Source organism: Achromobacter sp. F4_2707, assembly GCF_047501535.1.
In the GTDB taxonomy this organism is placed as follows: Bacteria; Pseudomonadota; Gammaproteobacteria; order Burkholderiales; family Burkholderiaceae_B; genus Yanghanlia.
Window position 1 is genome coordinate 107,505 of the sequence record NZ_JAZDRJ010000010.1, and the last position, 22,840, is coordinate 130,344.

A 22,840-nucleotide genomic window follows, 5' to 3' on the forward strand; every position below is an offset into this window, starting at 1 on the left:
GACATACCCCCGGTTTCCAGCGGGATTTTTATTTCCGCCTAGTCGTGCTCGTTTTGCTCGCCTCGCGCTTCCTGGGCTTGCAGTTCTTCCGGTGTAAGCGCCCTCCCCGGCTCAAACACGGCAATGGATTCCACATGGCCGGTATGCGGAAACATATTCACCACACCAGCAGCCTGCAGAACATAACCGCCCTTGTGCTTCATGATGGCCGCATCACGGGCCAGCGTGGCCGGATTACAGGACACATACACAATGCGGGCCGGACGCTCGTCGTCTGCCAAGGCTGACAAGGCGCGCACCACCGCTTCCGCACCTTCCCGAGGAGGGTCAATGAGTATGCGGTCAAAATGGCCCAGCGCCCGCAACCACTCAACATCCACTTCAAACAGATTCAGTGTGGTAAAGCTGGTTTTTTCTTGTAAGCCATGCGCCTGGGCGCCTTCGAGTGCGCGCTTGGTCAGGGTGCTACTGCCTTCTATACCCACCACTTCGCGGGCATCCGTTGCCAACGGCAGGGTAAAGTTACCCAGGCCACAGAACAGATCCGCTACTCTGTCATTAGGCTGCACCTCCAATAAAGAAAGCGCCCGCGCGACCAGGCTACGGTTAATGTGCGGGTTGACCTGGGTGAAGTCGGTCGGCCTGTATTGCATACGCAAGCCGAAGTCAGGCAAGGTATAAGCCAACAAGCCTTCATCCGCAGGGTTAAGCAAATGCACGCTGTCCGGCCCCTTGGGCTGTAGCCACCACGACACATTCCAGCGTTCGGCAAAGGCGCGCAGAATGCTGAGATCTTGACCAGTGAGGGGCTCCATATGGCGCAACACCAGTGCAGTGCATTGGTCACCCACCGCCACCTCAATCTGTGGAATGCGGTTGGGTGTCGACATTGTTTCTACCATACGCCGCAAGGGCACTAGCATGTCGGACACATGCTGAGGCATGACATGGCATTCCGTCATGTCGGCAACGTAGCTGCTGTGACGCTCCCGAAAGCCCACCAGCACGCCGCCCTTGCGAGGCACCAACCGCACAGACAAGCGGGCCCGATAGCGGTAGCCCCAGGTGGGGCCGTGCATGGCAGGCAAGATGAGCGCCGGCTTCAGCTTGCCAATATGCCCGAACGCGTCTTCCAACACTCGCTGCTTGATCGCCACCTGAGCCTGGGCGTCAAGATGCTGCATGGCGCACCCACCGCAAACGCCGTAATGGGGGCAACGCGGTTCCACCCGTTGCGAGGACGCTCGCAATATACGCTGAGCCCGTGCTTTTTCGTATGAAGGCTTGCGCCGCACAATGCTCGCTTCAACGCGCTCGCCGGGCAATGCCCCTTCCACGAAAACAACTTTGCCATCGCGATGAGCCACGCCGCGCGCTTCAAGATCTAGCGACTCGATATCTAATACTTCTAAAGTCATGATGGGAAGAGAGATTCTGGTATGCAGTCGGGCATTTTACCTTGCTCTCGGCACCGATCTGGCTATCGAGCCTGGCCATAGAAAAACCGGCCTTTCTGTAAAAGAAAAAGCCGGTCGAAACTCACAAGCGGGGGTTGTGGAAAGGAGAAGCTCTACGCTGGCGGGAAATCAGGACGCAGTTCTTCCTGCAGCACGCTCCGCACGGGCCGACTCACGTTGTTGTTTGCGCTCTTGGATCGCTTCAGCACGTTTTTGCGCTTTCTCAGCCCCATTCTTTAGGTGCTCAGCCACCCGGGCCTGCTGCCCCGCATCCAGAGCATTCCAGACGGCAATCCATTTTTCATCAATCTGACGGCGCTCTGCCTGCCACTTGGCACGTTGTTCGTCCGCCTGCTTCAGGGCTTGTGCGGGGTCGAAAGAATCTGCCTTGAAAAGATCATTACGCGCCTCGCGCGCTTCTTTCATGCGCTCCTTACGGTTTTCCCGAAGTTCCTTGGCGGCATTGCGCGCATCTTCAATTAGTTTCAGTTGGTCTTCATTCAGACCCATGCCATCAACAAAATCGCCGCTAACCACGCCATAGCCTGGCACGATCAGACCGGCGCGGTGCATCTGGCCATGACGATGGCCATGCATACCTTTTCCGCCATGCCCAAACCCGTGCATCTGATGGCAAGCGGCGTGGCCATGATGGTGCTGATGAAAGCCGTGATGATGACCGCCACGATCATGAGAGCGGGAAGGCGTGTCGGCAAACACGGCCCCGGACATGGCCAGGGCAGCGCCAAGAACAGCCAACTTGATGCCTTGAGAAGTGTGTGTTTTGTTCATGACAGGTCCTTTGTTGCTTACGATGTTTGGAACCTGCATTGTGCAGCTTGGCCGGTTACCTTGATGTTTCGCGTCAGCCCGCGTTCTTTTCAGATGGTTTCACACGCAGTTGGCTTTACGCTTGCCAAAGCTCAAGGTACTCGCGCCATTGTTCGCCCTCAATCTGCTGAAGCGAGTTGCGCACCAGCTCGATTTCCGCCTCATAGGCCTGGGCATCCAGTTCGCCGCGCATCAACCTGAAGCGGCAGTACACCAACCAGGTATTGACGACATCGGTTTCACAATAGGCCCGCACTTCAGCACGCTGCCCTTGCGACCAGGCTTTCCAAACCTGGCTGCCGTCCATACCCATTTTCCCGGGAAACCCGCACAGCTTGGCGAGATCGTCCAGCGGCGCGTTGGCTCGCCCGTTGTACTTGGCCAGGAGATCCATGAGGTCGATATGCCGTTGATGGTATCGGCCAATGTAATTATTGAACTTGAAATCGCGGTCGTCTTCACCGAGATCCCAATAGCGGGCTGCCTGCACGCCGTGAATCAGGCAGCGGTAATGCAGAACAGGAAGATCGAAGCCCGACCCGTTCCAACTGATCAAGCGCGGTGTGTAACGCTCGATCGTCTTGAAAAAACCATTGAGCAAGACGGGTTCGGGGTCGTCTTCCTTGCCTAGCGACCGGACACGGAAACCGTTGTCGTCCCGAAACACACAGCCAATCGCCACCACTTTGTGGAGGTGCAGCGGCAAAAAATCATTGCCATGCGATTCGCGCCGCGCGGCAAGAGCGAGCTCGATGACCGCATCGTCTTCCAGCCCCTGCCACTCCGGATTCAGCGTGCGTAGGGCCACCGCATCCGGAATGGTTTCGAGATCGAAGACTAGGCAGGGAATCATCGTGCCGGCAGATAGGAAAGCGGGTTCACAGCCGTGCCACTGCGACGAATCTCAAAGTGCAGGCGTGGCGAGGTGGTGTCGGTCTGCCCTAGCAGAGCAATACGACTGCCCTTCTTCACGGTTTGGCCTGCTTTCACCAAACGCTCTTGGTTGTGAGCATAGGCGGTGATAAAACCGTTGGAATGTTCCAGCAGCACTAGATTACCCAAGCCACGTATGCCGTCACCGGAGTACAGAACCTTGCCATCAGCCGCCGCGACAACGGGATCGCCAACCTTGCCTTCAATATCTATGCCCTTGGTGTTGCTATTGAAGCCTTGAATAATCTTGCCCGACGCCGGCCACCCCCAACTAATGACGTTGGCATCGGCGGCTCTTGCCGCACTGGTTGCAGGCGCCGGCGTTGTGGGCTTGACTGTAGATGTCGCAGACGGCGCCGACGCCACCGCTGCGGGCTGCTGTGGCATTGACGTTGCACCATCCAAGCGCAACACCTGCCCGATTCGCAACTGCGTGGGGTCGCTGATATTGTTCAGACGCGCCAAAGTGGGGACGTCCGTGCCATGCATCTGAGCAATTTTATAAAGCGTATCGCCCGCACGCACCGTATACGTGCCGGTGGCCGCATAGCGCGGCTGACTCTTTGATGACATGTCGGTGACAGGCGCCCGCGTGCCGCTCGTGCCGCAACCGGCGAGCAGCGTCAATACGCTCAAGGCCAGCAAAGCATGTCGTGAGCCGCTAACCAGCGAACGGACTCTGGAATAGGCAGGGTGCAGATACCCTCCGTGCATAAGATTCTCCTGTCAATACTGTGTGCCCGGACGCAGGGGCACGAAGCGTACTGCATCAAGCTCCTGGCGCTTCCAGGATGCGACGCCCGTGCGCTCAATCAAAATGAGTCGCTGCTCAACACCGCCCTCAGGGGCGATTAGGCGCCCGCCTGGCGCCAGTTGCTCAAGCAACGCCTGAGGAATTTTAAGCCCTGCTGCTGCAATGGTAATCGCATCGAACGGTGCGCTGCCAGGCAGACCCGCCATGCCATCGCCAAAAACGACTCGCACACGCCCCGGAACCCGCAGCTTCTGCAGATTATGCCGGGCCATTTCGTAGAGCCCATGAATTCGTTCTATGGTGTGTACTTCGCGTGCCACGTGGGCCAGCACCGCAGCTTGATACCCACAACCGGCACCCACTTCCAGCACTTTATCAAGTTCGCGGCCCTCGGCCAGCACAGAAATCATGCGCGCCACCACCCAGGGCTGGGAAATAGTCTGCTCGTAGCCGATGGGCAGCGCGGCGTCGTCATAAGCGCGGCTGGCCAAGCCTTCATCGACGAATAAATGACGCGATACGGCGCGCATAGCGGCCAACACGCGTTCGTCGTTTATGCCCTGTTCGCGCAAGCGGCTGACCATGCGTTCACGCGAACGCTGAGAACTCAGACCGAGGTTATCTGCGGTACCGGCCGCCATACTCGAGCTTGCCGCCGCGCCTGGTGCGCTACCGATGGAAAAGGGTTTGACCGCAAACGGCGGGGCCGCCTTGGCTTTTGGCCCGGCGCCCAGAATGCGTGTATTGCTGTTAGCCGGAGACGGCCCACCACCCAGACTGGAGCGCCCGAACCGGTTGATGGTCCCGGAAGCAAACGGCGAAGGGTTCAGCGGTTTACGCATATCGGATCAGCCCAATCCCCTAGCTGTGGCAATTGATCGTAGTGAGTGAGGTCTAGCCTTAACGGCGTGATGGAAGCCATGCCCTGCTCGGTTGCGCCAAAGTCGGTGTCATCAGCGAAGTCGGAAGCGCTGCCCGCCGGACCGATCCAGTATACAGGCTCGCCATAGGGCGTGCTGCTGCGCACCACCGGCTCGGATGGATGCCGCTTGCCCAGCCGGGTCACCCGGAGACCTTGCAGCGCGTCAAGGGGAACGGAAGGAACGTTGACGTTCAACAGCATGGCCGGCCCCAGAGGCTGGGCCATATGCCGCTCGACGACCCGTCGCGCAACATGAGCAGCGGTATCCAGGTGATGCCAGCCCCTTTTAACCAGAGAAAACGCAATGGAGGGAATACCGAAAAGAAACCCTTCGGTAGCGGCTGCAACGGTGCCGGAATAAAGGGTGTCATCCCCCATATTCGCCCCGTTGTTAATCCCCGACACCACGATGTCTGGACGGAAATCCAGCAAGCCGGTCAGCGCAATATGCACGCAGTCGGAAGGCGTGCCATTTACATAATAAAACCCATTGGCCGCCTGCCGTACCGATAGCGGCCGGTTTAGCGTAAGTGAATTCGATGCCCCGCTGCAATTGGTTTCCGGCGCCACTACGGTGAGTTCGCCCAGGCCTTTCAAGGCATCAACCAGGGCTTCAATCCCGGGGGCGCTGTAACCGTCGTCGTTGCTCACCAGTATGCGCATTCAACCCTCAGAAACATTCCAACAGAAAGTAGCTGATTGTACCCGTTCATTTTGGCTATCGCCGTCGCAGCCGGTAGAATCGTGCCTCAATGAACTGGAGACCATGAACCATGGATGTTGTCTTGCCCGCCGTCGTTTCTCTCGGCCTTATTCTCTTGTCCTACCTGCTGGGCTCCATACCGTTTGCCGTGGTTATCAGCCGCTTGATGGGCCTGCAGGACCCTCGCAGCTTTGGCTCCGGCAACCCGGGAGCTACTAACGTGCTGCGCACGGGTAACAAGAAAGCCGCTGTGCTGACGCTGTTTGGCGACGCTTTCAAAGGGTGGCTGGCCGTTGTGTTGGCCGCCTATATCAGCCAACGCTTGGGGTTATCTGTTGCTGTGGTGGCGGCATGCGCGGTAGCGGCCTTTATAGGCCATGTGTATTCGTTATTCCTGAAATTCAAGGGTGGCAAAGGCGTAGCCACAGCACTGGGTGTGTTGCTGGCGCTTGAACCTTGGCTGGCTTTCGTAGTGGCGGGCTCATGGCTGGTCATTGCTTTTGCCAGCCGCTATTCTTCGCTTGCATCGGTAATGGCAGCCGCGCTGGCTCCCATTTACTACATCATGGGCGGCAAGGTCATCTGGCCTTTGCACATATCGTACGCGGCCGCCATTTTGCTGATTTCCGTCCTCGTGCTTTACCGCCACAAACAGAATATTGCGCGTTTGCTGCAAGGCAAAGAAAGCCGCATTGGCGGCGGCAAATCACAGGTTCCGCCTCCGCCGCCGGCTGGCCGCAAGAAAGGGCGCCGCTAGGCTGGTGTCGCTTACCTCACAGGCGTCGTGTTAGAGGCACCGCACAGGTGCCTCGCAACGCCTACTGTTTGCTGCATTCGCTCTGGATGCAGACATCTTCGAGGTTCCACCGCGGACGGATCGTAAAGGCATGACTGTCGTCGGATAAATCCACCAGCCCCGCCTTCACTCTCTGTGCGGCGGCAAAGGCAATCATGGCGCCATTATCAGTACAGAATTCCAATGGTGGAAAAAACACTTCCCCACCCTTGCGACGCATGGCTTCAGTCAGGTGCTGACGCAAGTGCCGGTTAGCGCCCACCCCGCCAGCCACCACCAGCCGTTTGACGCCTGCCTGCGACACCGCCTTTAGCGATTTAGCTGCCAAGACATCGACGATGGCAGATTCAGTCGCGGCGGCCAGATCGGCCAAATGCGTGTCGGACAGTGCACCGTGCTCCCTTTCAAGCGCACGCACGCGTGTCAACACAGCGGTTTTAAGGCCGCTGAAGCTAAAGTCGAGATCGCCGCTGTGCAGCATGGGGCGCGGTAATTCATGCAATGCCGCGTTCCCCTGTTCGGCCAAACGCGACAACGCCGGCCCGCCTGGGTAGCCAAGCCCCATCAGTTTGGCGCTTTTATCGAAGGCTTCGCCCGCTGCATCATCCAAGGTTTCGCCCAATAAGCTGTATCGACCTACCCCGTCGACCTGCATCAGCTGCGTATGCCCGCCTGACACCAGCAAGGCCACAAAAGGGAACTCAGGACGCGGCTGAGCCAGTAAAGGAGACAGTAAGTGGCCTTCCAGGTGATGCACGGGAATCGCCGGCCGCTGCAATGACCAGGCGATGGCCTGAGCCACACTGGCGCCCACGAGCAAGGCGCCTGCCAGCCCCGGGCCTGCGGTATAAGCCACCGCCCCGATGTCTTCCAGACGGACTCCTGCCTGCCTCAATACCTGACGAGTCAGGGGAATGACACGGCGGATATGGTCACGCGATGCCAGCTCGGGAACAACGCCACCGTACTCACGGTGCATGTCAATCTGACTGTGCAAAGCATGGGCAAGCAAACCACGCTCCGTGCAAACCAGGGCAACACCGGTTTCATCGCAGGAGCTTTCAAAGCCAAGAATAATCATGATTTAGTGTCGACAGGCCAGCGCCCTGCCTGATTGATTGCGCGTTTACACGCTGCTGTCAAGCGAATCCGCAACGCAGCATGGCGAGCGCAGGCGCCGTAGGTCAATGTGCGATTCAGTTCAACAGAACCCTGAGGAAAGCCGTAGAATTCAGTCTGCATTTTACCGCCTACCTTCTGATTCGCTATCCGGAGTCTCTTTTCATGCTCGAACGACTATTCAGGCTGCGTGAGCACGGTACCGATGCCCGCACCGAAGTGCTGGCCGGTGTCACCACCTTCCTGACCATGGCCTACATTATTTTCGTCAACCCCGAGATTCTGTCGAGCACCGGCATGGACAGAGATGCCGTATTCGTAGCGACTTGCCTGGCGGCCGCCTTGGGTTCGCTGATTATGGCTTTTGTGGCCAACTGGCCGGTCGGCATGGCCCCGGGTATGGGTCTCAATGCTTTTTTCGCTTTCACCGTCGTAGGTGCCCTGGGCTACAGTTGGCAGCAAGCGCTGGGAGCCGTCTTTATTTCCGGCGTCATCTTTCTCATCATCACGATTACAGGCATCAGGACCTGGCTGATTGCAGGCATTCCTTCTTCCCTGCGTTCGGCCATTGCTGCCGGTATCGGGCTTTTTCTGGCCATTATCGCCCTGACCACATCCGGCATTGTAGTGGCCAACCCCGCTACCAAAATCGCGCTGGGCGACCTGACTCAACCCGCCCCACTCTACACAATTTTAGGGTTCTTCATTATTGCCTCGCTCGACGCGCTACGCATTAAAGGAGCGATTCTGATCGGTATTCTGGTGGTCACTGTACTTTCCATGATTCTGGGCCACAACACCTTCTCCGGGTTGTTGTCAGCGCCACCCAGCCTGGCGCCCACTTTTCTACAACTGGACATTGTTGGCGCACTGCACACCGGCTTTGTCCATGTCATTCTGGTGCTTGTACTGGTTGAGGTGTTCGATGCCACCGGCACAATGATAGGCGTAGCAAAACGTGCTGGCCTGATTTCCGATGGCCACCCCGGCCGCCTGAACCGCGCCTTGCTGGCCGACAGCACAGCCATTGTGACGGGTTCCATGTTGGGTACTAGCAGTACCACAGCCTATGCTGAAAGCGCCGCAGGCGTTCAGGCGGGTGGGCGCACCGGCCTGACAGCGCTTACTGTCGCACTATTATTCTTGCTCGCTTTGTTCTTTTCGCCGCTAGCAGGTTCAGTACCCTCTTACGCTACCGCTCCTGCCCTGCTATACGTGGCCGGCCTGATGATGCGGGAAATTACTTACATCGATTGGGATGATGTGACGGAAGCCACCCCCGCGGCGCTTACCGCTCTTATGATGCCGTTTACCTATTCCATCGCTAATGGGCTGGCTTTCGGCTTTATCAGTTATGTCATGTTGAAGGTGGCCACCGGGCGCTGGCGCGATGCTCACCCTGCCAGTTACACGGTTGCGTTGTTATTTGCAATCAAGTTTTCTTTATTTCCAGACTGATTACACCGTCACCTTTTTGCAATCGTTAGATACAATGTCGAAGCTTTTGCTTTTTTAGCTAAAAACACTATAAGAATTTTATTGTGCCGCCAGTACTTTCTCCGGTAGGCCGGAACTACAAGGGTCTCTGGCTTCCAATCATTTTTTTGGCGCTCGGTCTGCTCCTGACGACCGCCGCTTTCCACCAAACACAGCGACTGGTCGGGCAGGAACAGCAAACGGTATTGAATGCGCAAGCCTATCGCATGCGCAATATCCTGACCATGCACATCCTGCAGCACGCCGACGCCCTGCGTGCATATCAGGCCGAATTCGCAGCCCGGCCACTGATATCTGATGATGCGTTTAAGCGCATGGCTGGGGCGCTCAAGCTGCAAGAGCGCTTGCCCGGCCTTTACGCCATCGGTTATGTTCGGCGCAATGACGGGAAAGATAACACCAACAAGAGCTTTCTCTGTCATTATCTGTTCTTGCATGGCCCCTCAGCACTGCAACTCAGCCCAGGCATTCCCATTGACGACCCCGTGCGGGAAGAAGCGCTGATTCGCGCGCGCAATACGGGAAAAATGGCGGCGACCGCCCCGGTACACTCGGCGGTTGACCCTAGCCACCCCGACACCTTGATGATATTTCTGCCGCTGTATTACGGTGGTGTGATACCGGATACACTGGCCGCACGCCAGCGTAATTTTTCAGGAGCGGTGTTTGCTTCGATACAGCCCGACCTGCTGCTGGCCTCCATGCTCGATCAGAGCGGTGAAACCAGCGCCACCGCCCGGCTGCGGTTCGACGACTACACCGACGGCACTTTGCTCGACATCCCCATGGCGACGTTTGCGGAAAGCATCGAGCCCGAACCTGTTTCTCTACAGCAAGCACAAGTCCAGTTACCCCTTTTCCTGGCTGGCACCCGTTGGATACTCGACATCACCATGGAGCCCACCGCGTCGCGTTCGCAACGGTGGCTCCCTTGGAGCATACTGGCTATTGGCATACTGCTGTCGCTGCTAGGAGCCCTGATTATCGTCAGGCTGCAAAAAGCCCGTGAAAGAAGCATGCATAGCGCCACACAGGATAGAAGCCTGCGTCGCCAGGCGGAAGCCGCCTTGCACCTGAGGCAGCGTGCCATCGAAGCGAGCGCCAATGCCATCCTTATCACGAGCGCAACGAAGCTTGGTTATCCGGTCGAGTATGTAAACCCCGCCTTTGAACGCATGACAGGCTACTCAGCCGATGAAATCATCGGTCAGAGCCTGCGTATCATGCATGGTTCTGATACGGAGCAAGAGGGCCTGGAAGAGCTGCAACGCATTCTGGCCGAACAGCGGGAAGGCCAAGCGACACTGCGTAACTACCACAAAAACGGGCAGCTTTACTGGACACGCGTTCACATTGCTCCGGTACGCGACGAAACGGGCGTAGTCACGCATTTCGTGGCAGCCAAGTACGATATCACTCAGGCCCGTCGCTACCGCGAAAGTCTGGAGTTCCAGGCCTGGCACGATGCTCTGACCCAGTTGCCTAACCGTCATGCCCTACGTGCGCGACTCACCGAAGCCATCCAGAACTACAAGCCGGGCGACCCGCCTTTCTGGGTTGCTTTTCTGGATCTCGACAATTTCAAACTGATGAACGATTCTCTGGGCCACACACTGGGTGACCTTGCCTTGCAACAGATTGCCAAGCGACTCCAGGAGACCCTGCATGACGGCGACATGGTGGCGCGTCGTGGGGGCGATGAGTTCGTTTTCATCCTGTTTGATAATGCCCCGCCCCGCAATGCGGTGGCAACGCTAAGCCGCATCATGTCGGCCATAACGCGCCCACTATCTTTGAACGATCAGCGCTTCTACCCGTCGGGCAGTGTAGGAATCGCCATTCACCCCAAAGACGGCAATGACCCGGAAATTCTGATCAAACACGCCGACATGGCTATGTATCAAGCCAAGCAGCAAGGGCGCAACAACTATCAGTTTTTCAGCTCAGCCTTGCACGAACAGGCCATGGAACGCGTCCAACTGGAGGCCGATCTCCGGGCTGCGCTAGACAATAACGAATTCGAGCTTCACTATCAGCCACAGCTAAACCTGCACGACGGTGAAATGCGAAGTATGGAAGCACTGGTGCGTTGGCGCCACCCTACTCGCGGTCTTATTCCTCCAGGCAGTTTCATTCCTCTGGCGGAAGAAACCGGGCTCATCGTGCGCCTGGGCGAATGGGTGCTGCGTACGGCATGCCAACAAATTGCTGCATGGCGTGAAGCTGGCCTGCCGCCCCTACGCGTGGCGGTCAACCTTTCGGCCCGCCAATTCAACCATCGCGATCTTCCCATAATGATTCGCTGCGTCTTGCAAGACAACATGCTTGACCCGCAACAGCTGGAACTTGAAGTCACTGAGTCTTTGCTTGTCGACGACGTCAAGGCCGCCAGCGCCATTCTGGAGCGCCTCAAGCGATTGGGAGTGATGCTATCGCTCGATGATTTTGGCACGGGTTATTCCAGCTTGGCGCAACTCAAGCGCTTTCCCATCGACATCTTGAAGATTGATCGTTCCTTCGTTTCCGATATCTCGGACAGCGGCGACACCATTGTGCGCACCATTATCAAGCTGGCGCACAATCTGGGCCTGACCGCAGTGGCCGAGGGCGTTGAGACGGCAGAACAAAAAGCGTTCTTAAAAGAACATGGGTGTGATGTGATACAGGGTTACTACATCAGCCGCCCCTTGCCCGCCGAAGAGTTCGAGACATGGATGCGCCAGCATTATGCTGCATCGTGAAATGTGTTCAGAATATCAGCCTCGCCATTCACCACCTTTTACCGTCGGAATACGATTTGCACCTAGGCGCGTGGTCAAGTCCTGTTGCACTACGCAGGTTTCCGTTATGGCGGCAGATGCCTGAGCGTATACACTGGCAGTTGACATGAACAGGCGGCATGCTTTCATGCCGCCTTTTTTTATGAGGACAGACTGCCCATGACAACCATTGATTTGAACAAAGACACATTCCAGGAGGCCATTGACGGCGACAAACCGTTGATCGTGGACTTCTGGGCGCCATGGTGCGGGCCGTGCAAGACCTTTGGTCCTATCTTTGAAGCTGAAGCTGCAGAGCACCCAGACATCACATTCGCCAAGATCAATACCGAAGACCAGCCTGAAATCGCCGAGGCCTTGGGTATCCGTTCAATTCCCACACTTATGGTATTCCGCGAGCGCGTTCTGCTGTTCCGTCAGGCAGGCGCCCTGGCCCGCCAGCAACTCTCGCAGTTGGTCAGCCAGATCAAGGAGGTGGACATGGAGAAGGTCCACGCTGAGATGGCTGCTGCACAGAACAACGCGCCTGACCGCGAGTAAGGTCGATAATCAGTGCCGCCACCTCGGCGGCACGTTCTTGAGGAACGGCCAGCAGCCAGTTGGCCCCTTCGCCATCGAATGACTCTTCAGCAATTCGCACACCCTGTGCAGCGAAACGCGACTGCAGCAGCGCCACATCAGAAAACGGGCAACTGCACTTCAGCAAGGTTTCTTCGACGATTTCGACCTTATCCGCCAGGCGCAGGCATTGCGCCGCCACCCCGCCGTAGGCGCGCACCAGCCCGCCCGAACCCAGTTTGATACCGCCGAACCAGCGTATTACCAGCACCGCAACCTGATCGCATTGCTGGCCTTCTATGGCCTGCAACATAGGGCGCCCCGCCGTGCCCCCCGGTTCGCCGTCGTCGTTAAAACGATATTCTTGACCGATACGATACGCCCAACAGTTATGCGTGGCGTCGGGCACTTGGTGTTCGGCAAAAAACGCCATGGCCTCGGCAGCAGTCTGCACTGGTGCGGCCAGCGCCAGGAAGCGACTCTTTTTAATGAGTTCTTCATAACGGGCAATTCCAGTGAGGGTATATGTCATAGGCAATGCAGCATGCGGCTACGACTCAATGCCGCGTGAGCTGAGGTAATCTTCGTAACCGCCCATGTAGTCGACAATTTCGCCATCCGGCAAAATTTCGATCACACGAGTGGCCAGCCCGGAAACAAACTCGCGGTCATGCGAGACAAAAAACAGCGTACCCTTGTAGAGATCCAGCGCGTACTGCAAAGACTCGATGGATTCCATATCCAGATGGTTGGTGGGCTCGTCCAGCAGCATGACATTATGGCGCCCCAACATCAGCCTTCCAAACGTCATGCGGTTTTTTTCACCGCCCGACAGCACCGAAACCGATTTGCTAATGTCATCACCCGAAAACAGCAAGCGGCCCAGCACCGAACGCAAGGCTTGATCGTCGTCGCCTGGCTGGCGGTATTCTCCCAGCCAGTCGAATAGATTGAGATCGGTCTCGAATTGGTCGGAGACATCCTGCGCCATGTAGCCCAAATCGGCCGCATCAGACCATTTCACACTGCCGGAATCCGGCTGAAGGTCGCCCGCCAACAAGCGCAGCAACGTGGTTTTACCCACACCATTGGCACCAATGATGGCCACTTTCTGTCCCGCCTCCAATGTCAGCGAGAAGTTTTTGATGACCTGATGGCTGTCATAGCCCTTGCTCAGGTCTTTCACCGTTACCGCCTGACGATGCAGAACCTTGTTTTGTTCAAAACGAATATAGGGATGAACACGGGAAGATGGCTTGACCTCAACCGTGGATGCCTTAATGCGGTCGATCTGCTTCAAACGCGATGTCGCCTGGCGCGACTTGGACTTGTTGGCAGCAAAGCGGCGCACAAAATCCTGTAGTTCAGCCACCCTCTCTTTGGCCCGTGAGTTGGCGGCGGAAACGCGCTCACGGGCTTCGGCCGCCGCCAGCATGTATTCATCGTAATTCCCAGGGTACAGACGCAGTTCCCGGTAATCCAGATCGGCCATGTGTGTGCAGACTTCGTTCAAGAAGTGGCGGTCGTGGCTAATGATGATCATGGTGCTCTGATACGAGTTAAGCACGCCTTCCAGCCAGCGGATGGTATTGATGTCCAGGTTGTTAGTGGGCTCGTCCAGCAGCAGGACATCGGGGTTGGAGAACAAAGCCTGGGCCAGAAGCACACGCAGTTTCCAACCAGGCGCCACCTCGCTCATGGGCACATTATGCTGCTCAACCGGAATTTCCAGGCCCAACAACAGTTCACCCGCACGCGCTTCGGCGGTATAGCCGTCGTATTCCGCGAATTTAGCCTCCAATTCGGCGGCCCGCATGTAGTCGTCTTCGGTGGCCTCAAGGTTGGCATAAATGGCGTCGCGCTCAGACATCGCGGCCCACATCTCCTCATGCCCCATCATGACGACGTCCAGCACCCGCACGTCTTCGTAGGCGAATTGATCTTGCCGCAACTTACCCAGCCGCACGCCGGGGTCAAGCGCAACATTACCGGCGGAAGGCTCAAGGTCGCCACCGATAATCTTCATAAAGGTCGATTTGCCCGAACCATTGGCGCCAATCAGGCCATAACGATTTCCCTCCCCGAACTTGACGCTGACATTCTCGAATAAGGGCTTGGCGCCGAATTGAATGGTGAGGTTGGAAGTGGTGATCACTGGATGCTGGACTCTAGAAAAAAGGGGTAAAACCTTCTATTTTACTCCCTTAGTTAAAAATTCCGAATCACAGCACGAGACGTGCCTACACAGCCGCGCTGTCAGTGATGTTCCTGCAAAAGCAAATAAGCCATGCCATCTTCCGTGGCCACACCCACCAGCGCGCCGACGGGCAAGGTTGCCTTGAGCTTGACGTGGCCATAAGGTAGCCCCGTCACCACGGGTACCCGGCATGACGCACGCAACCACGCTATGACCGCATCCATGTTGTAGCCGTTGTCATGGGCGACGGTGCGATATTCGGTAAAGCGGCCCAGCACAATGGCTTTTTGTTTCGCCAGCACGCCTGAATGCAGCAGTTGCGCAAGCATGCGCTCAATACGGTAGGGGTGCTCACCCACATCTTCCAAAAACAGCACGCCACCCGAGATATTTGGAAAGTATGGCGTACCCACCAATGACGCCAACATGGCCAAGTTACCGCCCCACAGCACGCCCCGCTCATCTACTGCGTCGGACCCAGGTGATTCAAAGCTCAGCACCTCCAGTTGGTCGCGCATCACTTCGGCGAACAGATCAGCGGTCAGGTCATCTACCTTGCTTTGGCCAAAATCGGGAATCGCTGCCGGGCCGGTATAGCTGATTGCGCCGGTTTGCGACAGCAAAGCCAAGTTGAAAGCCGTAAAGTCGCTGTGACCAACGAATATCTTGCCGCTATCGGCAACCGCCTTCCAGTCAATCTTATGCAAAAGCCGGCTCAAGCCGTAGCCACCCCGTGTGGCCATCACGATAGGGTGTTTTTGCTTCAGGGATCGTTGGACGGCAGCCAGGCGCTGTGCGTCCGTGCCGGCGAACCGCTCATGCACGGCCAGTGCGGTTCGATCCACGGTACTTTTAAACCCTAGCTCACTGAGGCGCTCACGCGCCAGTTCGAGGGTCGCAGGGTCAGCCACCGCACTGGACGGCGAGAAAAGGTAGATGCCTTCTGGGTTGCGGTGCGTATGCGCATGGTGATGGTCAAGGTCAGCGCACGAGTGAGAGGGTTGATCGCCGCTTGTGGTGTCGGGCTTTTGAGTGGGCATGATTTAAAAAATTTAGAAAATAAAAGAGAAGGCGTCGCAGCAACGCGCAACCTAGTCTTAGCTGCCCGAATTCTGGGCGGCTCGCAAAAGTCGCGCCTCACGCGCAGCTTGGCGACGCCCCTTAAAGAATTCTTGCAGGCGCGTCGCACATTCGTCGGCCATCACACCGCCGACTACGGTAGTGTGATGGTTAAAGCTTGCCGCCGGAATGTCGAGCACACTGCCGCAAGCCCCCGTTTTGGGGTCGCTGGCGCCATACACCACACGCGCCAACCGCGCATGCAGCATCGCCCCCATGCACATTACACAAGGCTCCAGAGTCACGTATAGCGCCAGCCCCGGCAGCCGGTAATTACCGACATTCGCTGCCGCATCGCGCAGCGCCACAATTTCCGCATGGCCAGTAGGGTCGTGATCGAGAATGCAGCGGTTATAGCCGCGCCCTAACACATTGCCCGCGGCATCCAGCACAACCGCCCCGACCGGCACCTCGCCAGCCTGTTCCGCAACATGCGCCATTTCCAACGCGGCTCTCATGCCAATGGCGTCCAGTGCTTCCAATGCGGCTGGGTCAGCATGATCAAAGCACAAAACAGGGGCATTCCCGGCAGACATACACTACACTCTCAAGCAGCAAAGGGGGAGACCAACGAATTATTCAGCAACAAACGACCTACAGTTTAGCGCCGGATCTTCGCTATACAGCACCCGCCCCTGCATTGCTTGATGTAACATTCAGACACCTAAAGTAAAATCTCACAGGAGGGTTCCCTATGCTGGGCCGTATCGCCATTCATCTTAGCAACGACGATGCTTGCACGCGTCGCATCGACGCAGGCCTGCAACTCGCCAAGGAACACGGCGCTGAAGTCATTGGCGTATATCCCGCCGATGGTGTTGCAGGTCATTACTACGACGAATCCATCATTCCCCAGGACATCCGCAAAGTGTTACGCAACCGCCGCGACGAGTTCCGGGAAATTGTGCGGACAAAGTTTCTTGAGCGTGCCGCATCTGCAGGCGTCAAAGCCGAATGGCGTGCCCCCAAAGGGGAAGCCGACGAAGTTCTGGCTCTGCATGCCCGCTACTGCGACCTGCTGGTCATGAGCAAGGCGGAACGCGTTGACTCCGTCGCGTCGATTATTCCCAACCTGCCTGAATCAGTCGTGATGGCAGCCGGCCGCCCCGTTCTGATGATTCCCAACGCCGGCAGCTTTGAAACGATTGGCCGTCGCGTCCTGTACTGCTGGGACCAGCGCCGCGAAGCCGCCCGTGCCTTCACTGACGCCACACCTTTCTTCAAGCGTTGCGAAGAACTCGCTGTGCTTGAAATTGATCGTGACGAGCGTGCTTTCCAGGACAACGACCTGCACGAAGACGATTTCATCAATTTTTGTGTCAGCCAGGGCTATCCCAAACCCAAGCACTTGGTCAAAAACAGCGATGACATCGGTGTCGGCAACATCATCCTCAACACCGCCAGCGATCTGGGCAGCGACCTCATCGTCATGGGCGCCTACGGCCACAGCCGCATGCGCCAATGGGTAATGGGCGGTGCATCTCGCACCCTGCTTTCTTCCATGACAGTGCCCGTGCTGTTGGCTCACTAAGCCTCACGGGCTCCGTCTAGCCAACGTAGAACTGCCGCAGCACTTGCGGCAACAAGCTTGGCAGGTCTTCCGATATCAAACCGGGGCCTGCCAGGTTGGCCGCCTCCCCATGCATCCAGACCGCTGCGCAAGCCGCTTCAAATACCGGCACACCCTGGGCCAGAAGCCCGGCAACCATACCTGCCAGCACATCACCAGACCCACCAGTCGCCAACCATGCGGGCGCATTAGCATTGAGCACAGCCCTGCCACCGGGTTCCGCCACCACGGTATCCGCCCCTTTCAACACGACAACCGTACCGGAGCGTTGCGCCGCGCTGCGAGCCCGCGAGAGTTTGTCTCCCGAGATTGAAAACAGCCGCGCAAACTCGCCGTCATGCGGTGTCAGCACGCAGGGCCCGCGCAGCGCGGAAAACAGCGTAGATGGCTGATCGGCAAACACGCTCAAGGCATCTGCGTCCAACACCAAAGCACGCCCTGTAGCAGCCGCGGCCAGCACATTGCGCTTGGTTTGCTCAGTAACTCCTGCACCAGGCCCCAGCACCAGAGCATTGCGACGCTTGTCTATCAAGGCAGGCGCCAGATCGTCACCCGGCAGAGCCTCCACCATGACGCTCGTCATGGCTGCGGCATAGACGGCCCAGGCTTGCGGTGGCGTCGCAATCGTAACCAGCCCCGCTCCGATCCTGGCCGCCCCCAATGCGGCCAAACGCGCCGCACCCGTCATATTGGCGCCGCCATTAACGAGTACGTGCCCACGCTTGTACTTATGCATATCAGCATTAGGACGGAGCAGCCGGGCCGACCACAGCGCCGGAGCATTCTCAAAAGTACGCGCATCCACCGTTTGCTGAACCGTGGCGGGAAAACCGATATCGGCAAGAACGATTTCTCCGCATAGCTCCCGCCCAGGCAATAGCAGATGCCCTGGCTTTTTCCGAAAAAAAGTGACAGTCAGCGCCGCTTTCACCGCCATGCCACGTACTTGCCCGGTGGCGCCATCCAGGCCGCTGGGCACGTCAACCGCGCAAACAGGCAGATTCCGCTTGGCGACTTCGCCCAATATTTCAGCTGCAAGGCCATCCACATCGCGCGACAACCCTGCGCCGAACAAAGCGTCGACGACGAGATCCACTCCATCTAGCAGGCGGGGGTCGAGGGCATGAATTTCATTGCGCCATTGGTGTGCATGCCAAGCAGCGTCGCCCTGTAGATTTCCCAGCTCGCCCAACAACGCGACTCTGACTCGCCACCCTTCTGCCAACAGGCGTCGCGCCACCACGAAACCATCACCGCCGTTGTTGCCCGGGCCACATAACACCAGAACCGTACCAACCAGCCACCGTGCCTGAATGGCATCCGCCACAGCCTGACCGGCCGCCGCCATCAACTCGACGCCGGGCACGCCGGCAGCAATGGCGGCATGATCTGCCCGCGCCATCTCGTCAGGCGTGAGCAAAACGTGAGAAAAGGAATCAGCCACGGTGACCTCCTACCGCTTAAATCGTGCATGAATGCAAAAAGTGATATGTTATCGTGCCGCATTGTCCACGGATGGTAAGCATGAATCCCATTCTCAATGTCTCGGGGCTCACCAAGACCTACGCTTCGGGTTTTCAAGCCTTGAAAGGCGTTGATCTTTCCATACAGGCAGGCGAAATCTTCGCCTTGCTTGGCCCCAATGGCGCAGGCAAGACCACGCTAATCAGCATTATCTGCGGTTTGGTGAACCCCTCAGGCGGCAGCGTAACAGTGGATGGCCACGACATCATCCGCGATTTCCGCAAGGCACGCGCCCTCATTGGCCTGGTGCCACAAGAACTCACCACTGACGCCTTTTCAACCGTCTGGCAAACAGTCAGCTTCAGCCGTGGCTTGTTCGGCAAGAAGGCCGACCCAGGCCATATAGAGCATGTGCTAAAAAGCCTTTCCTTATGGGACAAAAAAGACAACCGCTTGATTACTTTATCTGGCGGCATGAAGCGCCGGGTGCTCATTGCTAAGGCGCTGTCGCACGAACCCCGCATTCTATTTCTGGACGAACCCACAGCAGGCGTAGATGTTTCGCTGCGCCAAGATATGTGGGCGCTGGTGCGTTCGCTGCGTGCGACCGGCGTGACCATTATTCTCACTACCCATTACATTGAAGAAGCCGAAGAAATGGCTGATCGCGTAGGCGTGATCAACAAGGGTGAGATCATTCTGGTCCAAGACAAGCACACCCTCATGCAGACGCTGGGCAAGAAAGAGTTAACCCTGATGCTCGACAGCCCGCTTCAAACCATCCCTGAGGCGCTTGCAGCTTTTCGCTTGCGCCAAGGCGATCAACCCAACGAGCTGGTTTATACCTATGACAGCCGGCAAAACGATATTGCCGCCCTGCTGACCGCCATCGACCGCTGCGGTCTGCGGCTGCAAGATCTGCAAACACACCAAAGTTCTCTGGAAGATATCTTTGTCAGGCTGATTGGGAGCACTTCATGAACTGGCAAGCCATCTATGCAATTTATGCCTCTGAAATGGCCCGTACTCGCCGTACCTTGCTGCAAAGCATTGTGGCGCCGGTTATCTCTACTTCACTCTATTTCGTAGTATTCGGCGCCGCCATCGGCCACCGCATCAATGAAATTGACGGAGTGAACTATGGTTCGTTCATCGTGCCGGGGCTGATCATGTTGATGCTGCTCACCCAAAGCGTGTCCAACGCATCGTTTGGGATTTACTTCCCCAAGTTCAACGGCACCATTTATGAAATTCTGTCGGCCCCGATTTCCTCTATGGAAATCGCGCTAGGCTTCGTGGGAGCCGCAGCGACCAAATCTATTTTGCTGGCTTTCATTATTCTGGCCACCGCCTCTGTCTTTGTGCCCGTACGCATCGACCACCCAATATGGATGCTGTTGTTCCTCGTCCTGACAGCCCTCACCTTCAGTCTGTTTGGTTTCATTATTGGTGTGTGGGCGGATGGCTTTGAGAAATTGCAGTTAGTGCCTTTGCTGGTGGTCACACCGCTCACCTTTCTGGGCGGCAGCTTCTATTCCATCGACATGCTGCCACCGTTCTGGCAGACCGTTACGTTGTTCAACCCCGCTGTCTACCTGATCAGCGGCTTTCGCTGGAGTTTTTACAGCATTGCGGATGTCAATGTGGGAATCAGCCTTGGCATGACGGTAGTTTTCCTTCTGCTGTGCCTGGCTGTGACCACTTGGATTTTCCGTACAGGCTACCGGCTGAAGCATTAACCTCGCCCTAATGGGCGAGGCGTGTGCAGCGCCCTGCTCTTAGTCGCGGAAGTTGTTGAACTGCAAAGGCAGATCGACATCCGTTTTGCGCAGTAGCGCCATCGCGGCTTGGAGATCATCGCGCTTCTTGCCCGACACACGCAGCTTGTCGCCGTTAATCTGCGCCTCGACCTTGAGCTTGGCGCCCTTGAGCGCGGCAATGAGCTTTTTGCTCACCGCCTGTTCCAGCCCTTGGCGAACCGTGATTTGGCGCCGCGCCCCAGATACATTCTCGTTAACTTCCCCGAGTTCCAGGCACCGCACGTCGATATTGCGAGCCGACAAGCGCCCGCGCAAGATGTCCATCATCTGTTCCAGCTGGAAAACGCTGGGGGCGGATTGCGTCACGACGTACTCGTTAAGCTCGAAGCTCGCATCAACCCCTTTGAAATCGAAGCGCTTGGACAGTTCGCGGTTGGCCTGATCGACCGCATTAACGAGTTCGTGCTTATCGACCTCGGACACGACGTCGAATGATGGCATGTTGCTGCTCCTGTGCAATGAAAAGGAAATAAAAGACTTATTCTAAGCCACGGCTGCACTTAGCCGCCTTGAAGGCCGACGGAGCACCTGAGGGTGCCCCGCCTTCATGTGGTATTCAGAAAGTGAAAACGTCTGGTCGCAATGCGGCTGGCCTCGCCACTGCCTTCAAACGAAACGCGCACAGACACGTGGTTGCTTAAAGCGCCTCGGCCTGCTTGCGCAACTCGAACTTCTGTATTTTCCCTGTAGAAGTCTTGGGCAATTCGCAAAACACCACGTAGCGCGGCGCCTTATAGCCCGCAAGATGTTGTTTGCAGTGGTCGATGATTTCCTCGGTTGAGGCAGTCAGCCCTTCCTTGAGCTCGACAAAAGCGCAAGGCGTTTCGCCCCAGCGCGCATCGGTCTTGGCCACCACAGCAGCCGCCAGCACAGCGGGGTGGCGATACAGTACATCTTCAACTTCGATGGAAGAGATGTTTTCACCACCGGAAATAATAATGTCCTTGCTGCGGTCTTTGATTTTCATGTAGCCGTCCGGATCGGCCACTGCGAGGTCACCACTACGGAACCAGCCACCCCCCAGAGCCTCTTGAGTGGCTTTGGGGTTCTTCAGATAGCCCTTCATGACAATATTGCCGCGGAACATGATTTCACCCATGGTCTGACCATCTTGCGGCTGGGGAAGCAAAGTGGCTGGGTCCATCACGCAGGCGCTTTGCTGCAATGGCGACGCAACGCCTTGCCGGGAATTCAGGCGAGCCCGTTCGCCGATGTCGAGCTCCTGCCAATGTTCATGTTTGGGGCACACCGTACCCGGGCCATAGGTTTCGGTCAGGCCATAAACGTGCAGCAAGTCGAAACCCAGGCGTTCCATCCCTTCCAGCATCGTGGCGGGCGGCGCGGCGCCGGCCACCATCGCTTTCACACCCGCCGGCACGCCTTCCTTCATGGAAGCCGGCGCATTCACCAACATGCTGTGGACAATGGGCGCCCCACAGTAATGATTGACACCATGTTCGCGGATGGAATCGAAAATGGCTTTAGCATCGACCCGGCGCAGGCAGACGTTCACCCCCGCACGCAAAGCCAGCGCCCAAGGGAAGCACCAACCATTGCAATGAAACATTGGCAAGGTCCATAAATAAACAGCGTGCTTGGGCATGTCCCATTCCAGGGTATTGGAAATTGACGCCAATGCCGCACCACGATGATGGTAGACCACGCCCTTGGGGTTGCCCGTGGTACCGCTGGTGTAGTTCAAGGCGATTGCATCCCATTCGTCGCCGGGAAGTTCCCAGGCGTAGTCGGGGTCACCCTGAGCAATGAAAGCTTCGTATTCGACGCCACCGGCGGAATCGAACTTGCCGTCGAATAAGGGGTCGTGAACATCAATCACCTGGATAGGTGTTGAGGATTCACGCAGAGCCAGAGCCTGGCGCGCCACAGCAGCGAATTCTGAATCGACGATCAGCGTGCCAGCCTCGCCGTGATCCAGTATGAACGCCACAGTCTGAGCGTCAAGACGAGTATTGATGGTGTTGAGCACCGCCCCTGTCATGGGTACCCCGAAATGGGCTTCCACCATGGGGGGCGTATTGGGCAACAGCACAGCAACGGTATCCCCCTTGCCTACCCCGCTCTGGGCCAGTGCACTGGCCAACTGTCGGCTGCGTTGGTAAGTTTGGGACCAAGTGCGTCGAATGGTGTTAGCGCCAAAACCATGCACGATAGCCAGACGATCGGGATACAGCCGCGCCGACCGCTCGATGAAGGATAAGGGTGAAAGCGGCGTGAAATTCGCTTCGGTGCGCGGAAGATCCTGATCGTAGATACTCATAATTTACCTCTGCTTGCCTTTAAAAATCTTTAAACATTCTGT

General features: G+C 57.1%; 22 protein-coding genes. 7 read left to right on the forward strand and 15 right to left on the reverse strand.

What is annotated here, in order from left to right; all coding sequences use genetic code 11:
• Positions 1-38: 38 nt before the first annotated feature.
• The 6 genes from rlmD to surE all read right to left on the reverse strand — a co-directional run bounded on the left by rlmD (position 39) and on the right by surE (position 5,560).
• On the reverse strand, positions 39-1,418 hold the full coding sequence (gene rlmD / locus VRY85_RS11135; protein ID WP_414598667.1) for a 23S rRNA (uracil(1939)-C(5))-methyltransferase RlmD: 1,380 nt from the start codon (positions 1,416-1,418) through the stop codon (positions 39-41).
• Positions 1,419-1,586: 168 nt separating this feature from the next.
• Positions 1,587-2,249 (reverse strand): hypothetical protein, encoded by a 663-nt coding sequence (locus VRY85_RS11140; RefSeq protein ID WP_414598668.1) that lies wholly within the window; start codon positions 2,247-2,249, stop codon positions 1,587-1,589.
• 115 nt (positions 2,250-2,364) lie between these two features.
• A complete protein-coding gene (locus VRY85_RS11145; protein ID WP_414598669.1) occupies positions 2,365-3,141 on the reverse strand; it encodes a 3'-5' exonuclease in 777 nt (258 codons plus the stop codon).
• Positions 3,138-3,935 carry a peptidoglycan DD-metalloendopeptidase family protein gene (locus tag VRY85_RS11150; RefSeq protein ID WP_414598670.1) on the reverse strand — a complete coding sequence of 266 codons (798 nt, stop codon included), beginning with the start codon at positions 3,933-3,935 and terminating at the stop codon, positions 3,138-3,140. The genes VRY85_RS11145 and VRY85_RS11150 overlap by 4 nt, the downstream gene beginning before the upstream one ends.
• A 12-nt stretch (positions 3,936-3,947) precedes the next feature.
• On the reverse strand, positions 3,948-4,817 hold the full coding sequence (locus VRY85_RS11155) for a protein-L-isoaspartate(D-aspartate) O-methyltransferase (protein WP_414598671.1): 870 nt from the start codon (positions 4,815-4,817) through the stop codon (positions 3,948-3,950).
• Positions 4,802-5,560 (reverse strand): 5'/3'-nucleotidase SurE, encoded by a 759-nt coding sequence (gene surE, locus VRY85_RS11160; protein WP_414598672.1) that lies wholly within the window; start codon positions 5,558-5,560, stop codon positions 4,802-4,804. Before surE ends, VRY85_RS11155 begins: the two co-directional genes overlap by 16 nt.
• 110 nt (positions 5,561-5,670) lie before the next feature.
• Between surE and plsY the strand changes: the two genes are divergently transcribed.
• On the forward strand, positions 5,671-6,357 hold the full coding sequence (plsY, locus tag VRY85_RS11165; protein ID WP_414598673.1) for a glycerol-3-phosphate 1-O-acyltransferase PlsY: 687 nt from the start codon (positions 5,671-5,673) through the stop codon (positions 6,355-6,357).
• Between the two features lie 61 nt (positions 6,358-6,418).
• Here the strand turns inward: plsY and tsaD are convergent, their stop codons facing one another.
• The gene (gene tsaD / locus VRY85_RS11170) at positions 6,419-7,477 is read right to left on the reverse strand and encodes a tRNA (adenosine(37)-N6)-threonylcarbamoyltransferase complex transferase subunit TsaD (protein WP_414598674.1); all 1,059 of its coding nucleotides are present in this window, start codon (positions 7,475-7,477) and stop codon (positions 6,419-6,421) included.
• Between the two features lie 203 nt (positions 7,478-7,680).
• Here tsaD and VRY85_RS11175 point away from each other — a divergent pair, with 203 nt between their 5' ends.
• A complete protein-coding gene (locus tag VRY85_RS11175; protein ID WP_414598675.1) occupies positions 7,681-8,973 on the forward strand; it encodes an NCS2 family permease in 1,293 nt (430 codons plus the stop codon).
• A gap of 8 nt (positions 8,974-8,981) precedes the next feature.
• Here VRY85_RS11175 and VRY85_RS11180 read toward each other — a convergent pair whose 3' ends face one another.
• A complete protein-coding gene (locus VRY85_RS11180; RefSeq protein WP_414598676.1) occupies positions 8,982-9,449 on the reverse strand; it encodes a hypothetical protein in 468 nt (155 codons plus the stop codon).
• On the opposite strand from VRY85_RS11180, the gene VRY85_RS11185 reads away from it, so the two are divergent.
• Positions 9,444-11,753, forward strand: coding sequence for an EAL domain-containing protein (locus VRY85_RS11185; protein ID WP_414598677.1), 2,310 nt, complete (start codon positions 9,444-9,446; stop codon positions 11,751-11,753). The genes VRY85_RS11180 and VRY85_RS11185 overlap by 6 nt on opposite strands.
• A gap of 198 nt (positions 11,754-11,951) precedes the next feature.
• A complete protein-coding gene (gene trxA / locus VRY85_RS11190; protein WP_414598678.1) occupies positions 11,952-12,332 on the forward strand; it encodes a thioredoxin in 381 nt (126 codons plus the stop codon).
• Here the strand turns inward: trxA and VRY85_RS11195 are convergent.
• From VRY85_RS11195 to tadA, 4 genes are all read right to left on the reverse strand, one after another.
• Positions 12,259-12,882, reverse strand: a complete 624-nt coding sequence (locus VRY85_RS11195) for an IMPACT family protein (protein ID WP_414598679.1) — start codon at positions 12,880-12,882, stop codon at positions 12,259-12,261. The two genes, trxA and VRY85_RS11195, sit on opposite strands and share 74 nt — an antisense overlap.
• Positions 12,883-12,900: 18 nt before the next feature.
• Complete coding sequence (locus tag VRY85_RS11200) at positions 12,901-14,505, reverse strand: ABC-F family ATPase (RefSeq protein ID WP_414598680.1); 1,605 nt, start codon at positions 14,503-14,505, stop codon at positions 12,901-12,903.
• A gap of 101 nt (positions 14,506-14,606) precedes the next feature.
• Positions 14,607-15,587: an LD-carboxypeptidase gene (locus VRY85_RS11205; RefSeq protein ID WP_414598681.1), complete on the reverse strand. Its 981-nt coding sequence runs from the start codon at positions 15,585-15,587 to the stop codon at positions 14,607-14,609.
• 57 nt (positions 15,588-15,644) lie between these two features.
• Positions 15,645-16,124 (reverse strand): tRNA adenosine(34) deaminase TadA, encoded by a 480-nt coding sequence (gene tadA, locus VRY85_RS11210; protein ID WP_414598720.1) that lies wholly within the window; start codon positions 16,122-16,124, stop codon positions 15,645-15,647.
• A gap of 236 nt (positions 16,125-16,360) precedes the next feature.
• Here tadA and VRY85_RS11215 point away from each other — a divergent pair, with 236 nt between their 5' ends.
• A complete protein-coding gene (locus tag VRY85_RS11215) occupies positions 16,361-17,197 on the forward strand; it encodes a universal stress protein (RefSeq protein WP_414598682.1) in 837 nt (278 codons plus the stop codon).
• Between the two features lie 16 nt (positions 17,198-17,213).
• On the opposite strand, the gene VRY85_RS11220 is transcribed toward VRY85_RS11215, so the two are convergent.
• On the reverse strand, positions 17,214-18,680 hold the full coding sequence (locus VRY85_RS11220) for an NAD(P)H-hydrate dehydratase (protein ID WP_414598683.1): 1,467 nt from the start codon (positions 18,678-18,680) through the stop codon (positions 17,214-17,216).
• A gap of 80 nt (positions 18,681-18,760) precedes the next feature.
• Between VRY85_RS11220 and VRY85_RS11225 the strand changes: the two genes are divergently transcribed.
• Together VRY85_RS11225 and VRY85_RS11230 are read left to right on the forward strand one after the other, a co-directional pair.
• Positions 18,761-19,681: an ABC transporter ATP-binding protein gene (locus VRY85_RS11225; RefSeq protein WP_414598684.1), complete on the forward strand. Its 921-nt coding sequence runs from the start codon at positions 18,761-18,763 to the stop codon at positions 19,679-19,681.
• Complete coding sequence (locus VRY85_RS11230; RefSeq protein WP_414598685.1) at positions 19,678-20,439, forward strand: ABC transporter permease; 762 nt, start codon at positions 19,678-19,680, stop codon at positions 20,437-20,439. Before VRY85_RS11225 ends, VRY85_RS11230 begins: the two co-directional genes overlap by 4 nt.
• 39 nt (positions 20,440-20,478) lie before the next feature.
• Here VRY85_RS11230 and VRY85_RS11235 read toward each other — a convergent pair whose 3' ends face one another.
• Entirely contained in the window at positions 20,479-20,961 is a 483-nt protein-coding gene (locus VRY85_RS11235) for a YajQ family cyclic di-GMP-binding protein (RefSeq protein WP_414598686.1), read from the reverse strand.
• A gap of 196 nt (positions 20,962-21,157) precedes the next feature.
• On the reverse strand, positions 21,158-22,801 hold the full coding sequence (locus VRY85_RS11240) for an acyl-CoA synthetase (RefSeq protein ID WP_414598721.1): 1,644 nt from the start codon (positions 22,799-22,801) through the stop codon (positions 21,158-21,160).
• Between the last annotated feature and the right edge of the window lie 39 nt (positions 22,802-22,840).

Excerpts from the sequence above, each read along its gene's own strand:
- VRY85_RS11145 (WP_414598669.1), bottom strand. The coding sequence starts at position 3,141 with ATGATTCCCTGCCTAGTCTTCGATCTCGAAACCATTCCGGATGCGGTG.
- trxA (WP_414598678.1), top strand. The coding sequence starts at position 11,952 with ATGACAACCATTGATTTGAACAAAGACACATTCCAGGAGGCCATTGAC.
- tadA (WP_414598720.1), bottom strand. The coding sequence starts at position 16,124 with ATGAGAGCCGCGTTGGAAATGGCGCATGTTGCGGAACAGGCTGGCGAG.
- VRY85_RS11175 (WP_414598675.1), top strand. The coding sequence starts at position 7,681 with ATGCTCGAACGACTATTCAGGCTGCGTGAGCACGGTACCGATGCCCGC.
- VRY85_RS11140 (WP_414598668.1), bottom strand. The coding sequence starts at position 2,249 with ATGAACAAAACACACACTTCTCAAGGCATCAAGTTGGCTGTTCTTGGC.
- surE (WP_414598672.1), bottom strand. The coding sequence starts at position 5,560 with ATGCGCATACTGGTGAGCAACGACGACGGTTACAGCGCCCCCGGGATT.
- VRY85_RS11215 (WP_414598682.1), top strand. The coding sequence starts at position 16,361 with ATGCTGGGCCGTATCGCCATTCATCTTAGCAACGACGATGCTTGCACG.
- VRY85_RS11230 (WP_414598685.1), top strand. The coding sequence starts at position 19,678 with ATGAACTGGCAAGCCATCTATGCAATTTATGCCTCTGAAATGGCCCGT.
- VRY85_RS11195 (WP_414598679.1), bottom strand. The coding sequence starts at position 12,882 with ATGACATATACCCTCACTGGAATTGCCCGTTATGAAGAACTCATTAAA.
- VRY85_RS11205 (WP_414598681.1), bottom strand. The coding sequence starts at position 15,587 with ATGCCCACTCAAAAGCCCGACACCACAAGCGGCGATCAACCCTCTCAC.
- VRY85_RS11235 (WP_414598686.1), bottom strand. The coding sequence starts at position 20,961 with ATGCCATCATTCGACGTCGTGTCCGAGGTCGATAAGCACGAACTCGTT.
- rlmD (WP_414598667.1), bottom strand. The coding sequence starts at position 1,418 with ATGACTTTAGAAGTATTAGATATCGAGTCGCTAGATCTTGAAGCGCGC.
- plsY (WP_414598673.1), top strand. The coding sequence starts at position 5,671 with ATGGATGTTGTCTTGCCCGCCGTCGTTTCTCTCGGCCTTATTCTCTTG.
- VRY85_RS11225 (WP_414598684.1), top strand. The coding sequence starts at position 18,761 with ATGAATCCCATTCTCAATGTCTCGGGGCTCACCAAGACCTACGCTTCG.
- tsaD (WP_414598674.1), bottom strand. The coding sequence starts at position 7,477 with ATGATTATTCTTGGCTTTGAAAGCTCCTGCGATGAAACCGGTGTTGCC.
- VRY85_RS11180 (WP_414598676.1), bottom strand. The coding sequence starts at position 9,449 with ATGCAAGAACAGATAATGACAGAGAAAGCTCTTGTTGGTGTTATCTTT.
- VRY85_RS11150 (WP_414598670.1), bottom strand. The coding sequence starts at position 3,935 with ATGCACGGAGGGTATCTGCACCCTGCCTATTCCAGAGTCCGTTCGCTG.
- VRY85_RS11155 (WP_414598671.1), bottom strand. The coding sequence starts at position 4,817 with ATGCGTAAACCGCTGAACCCTTCGCCGTTTGCTTCCGGGACCATCAAC.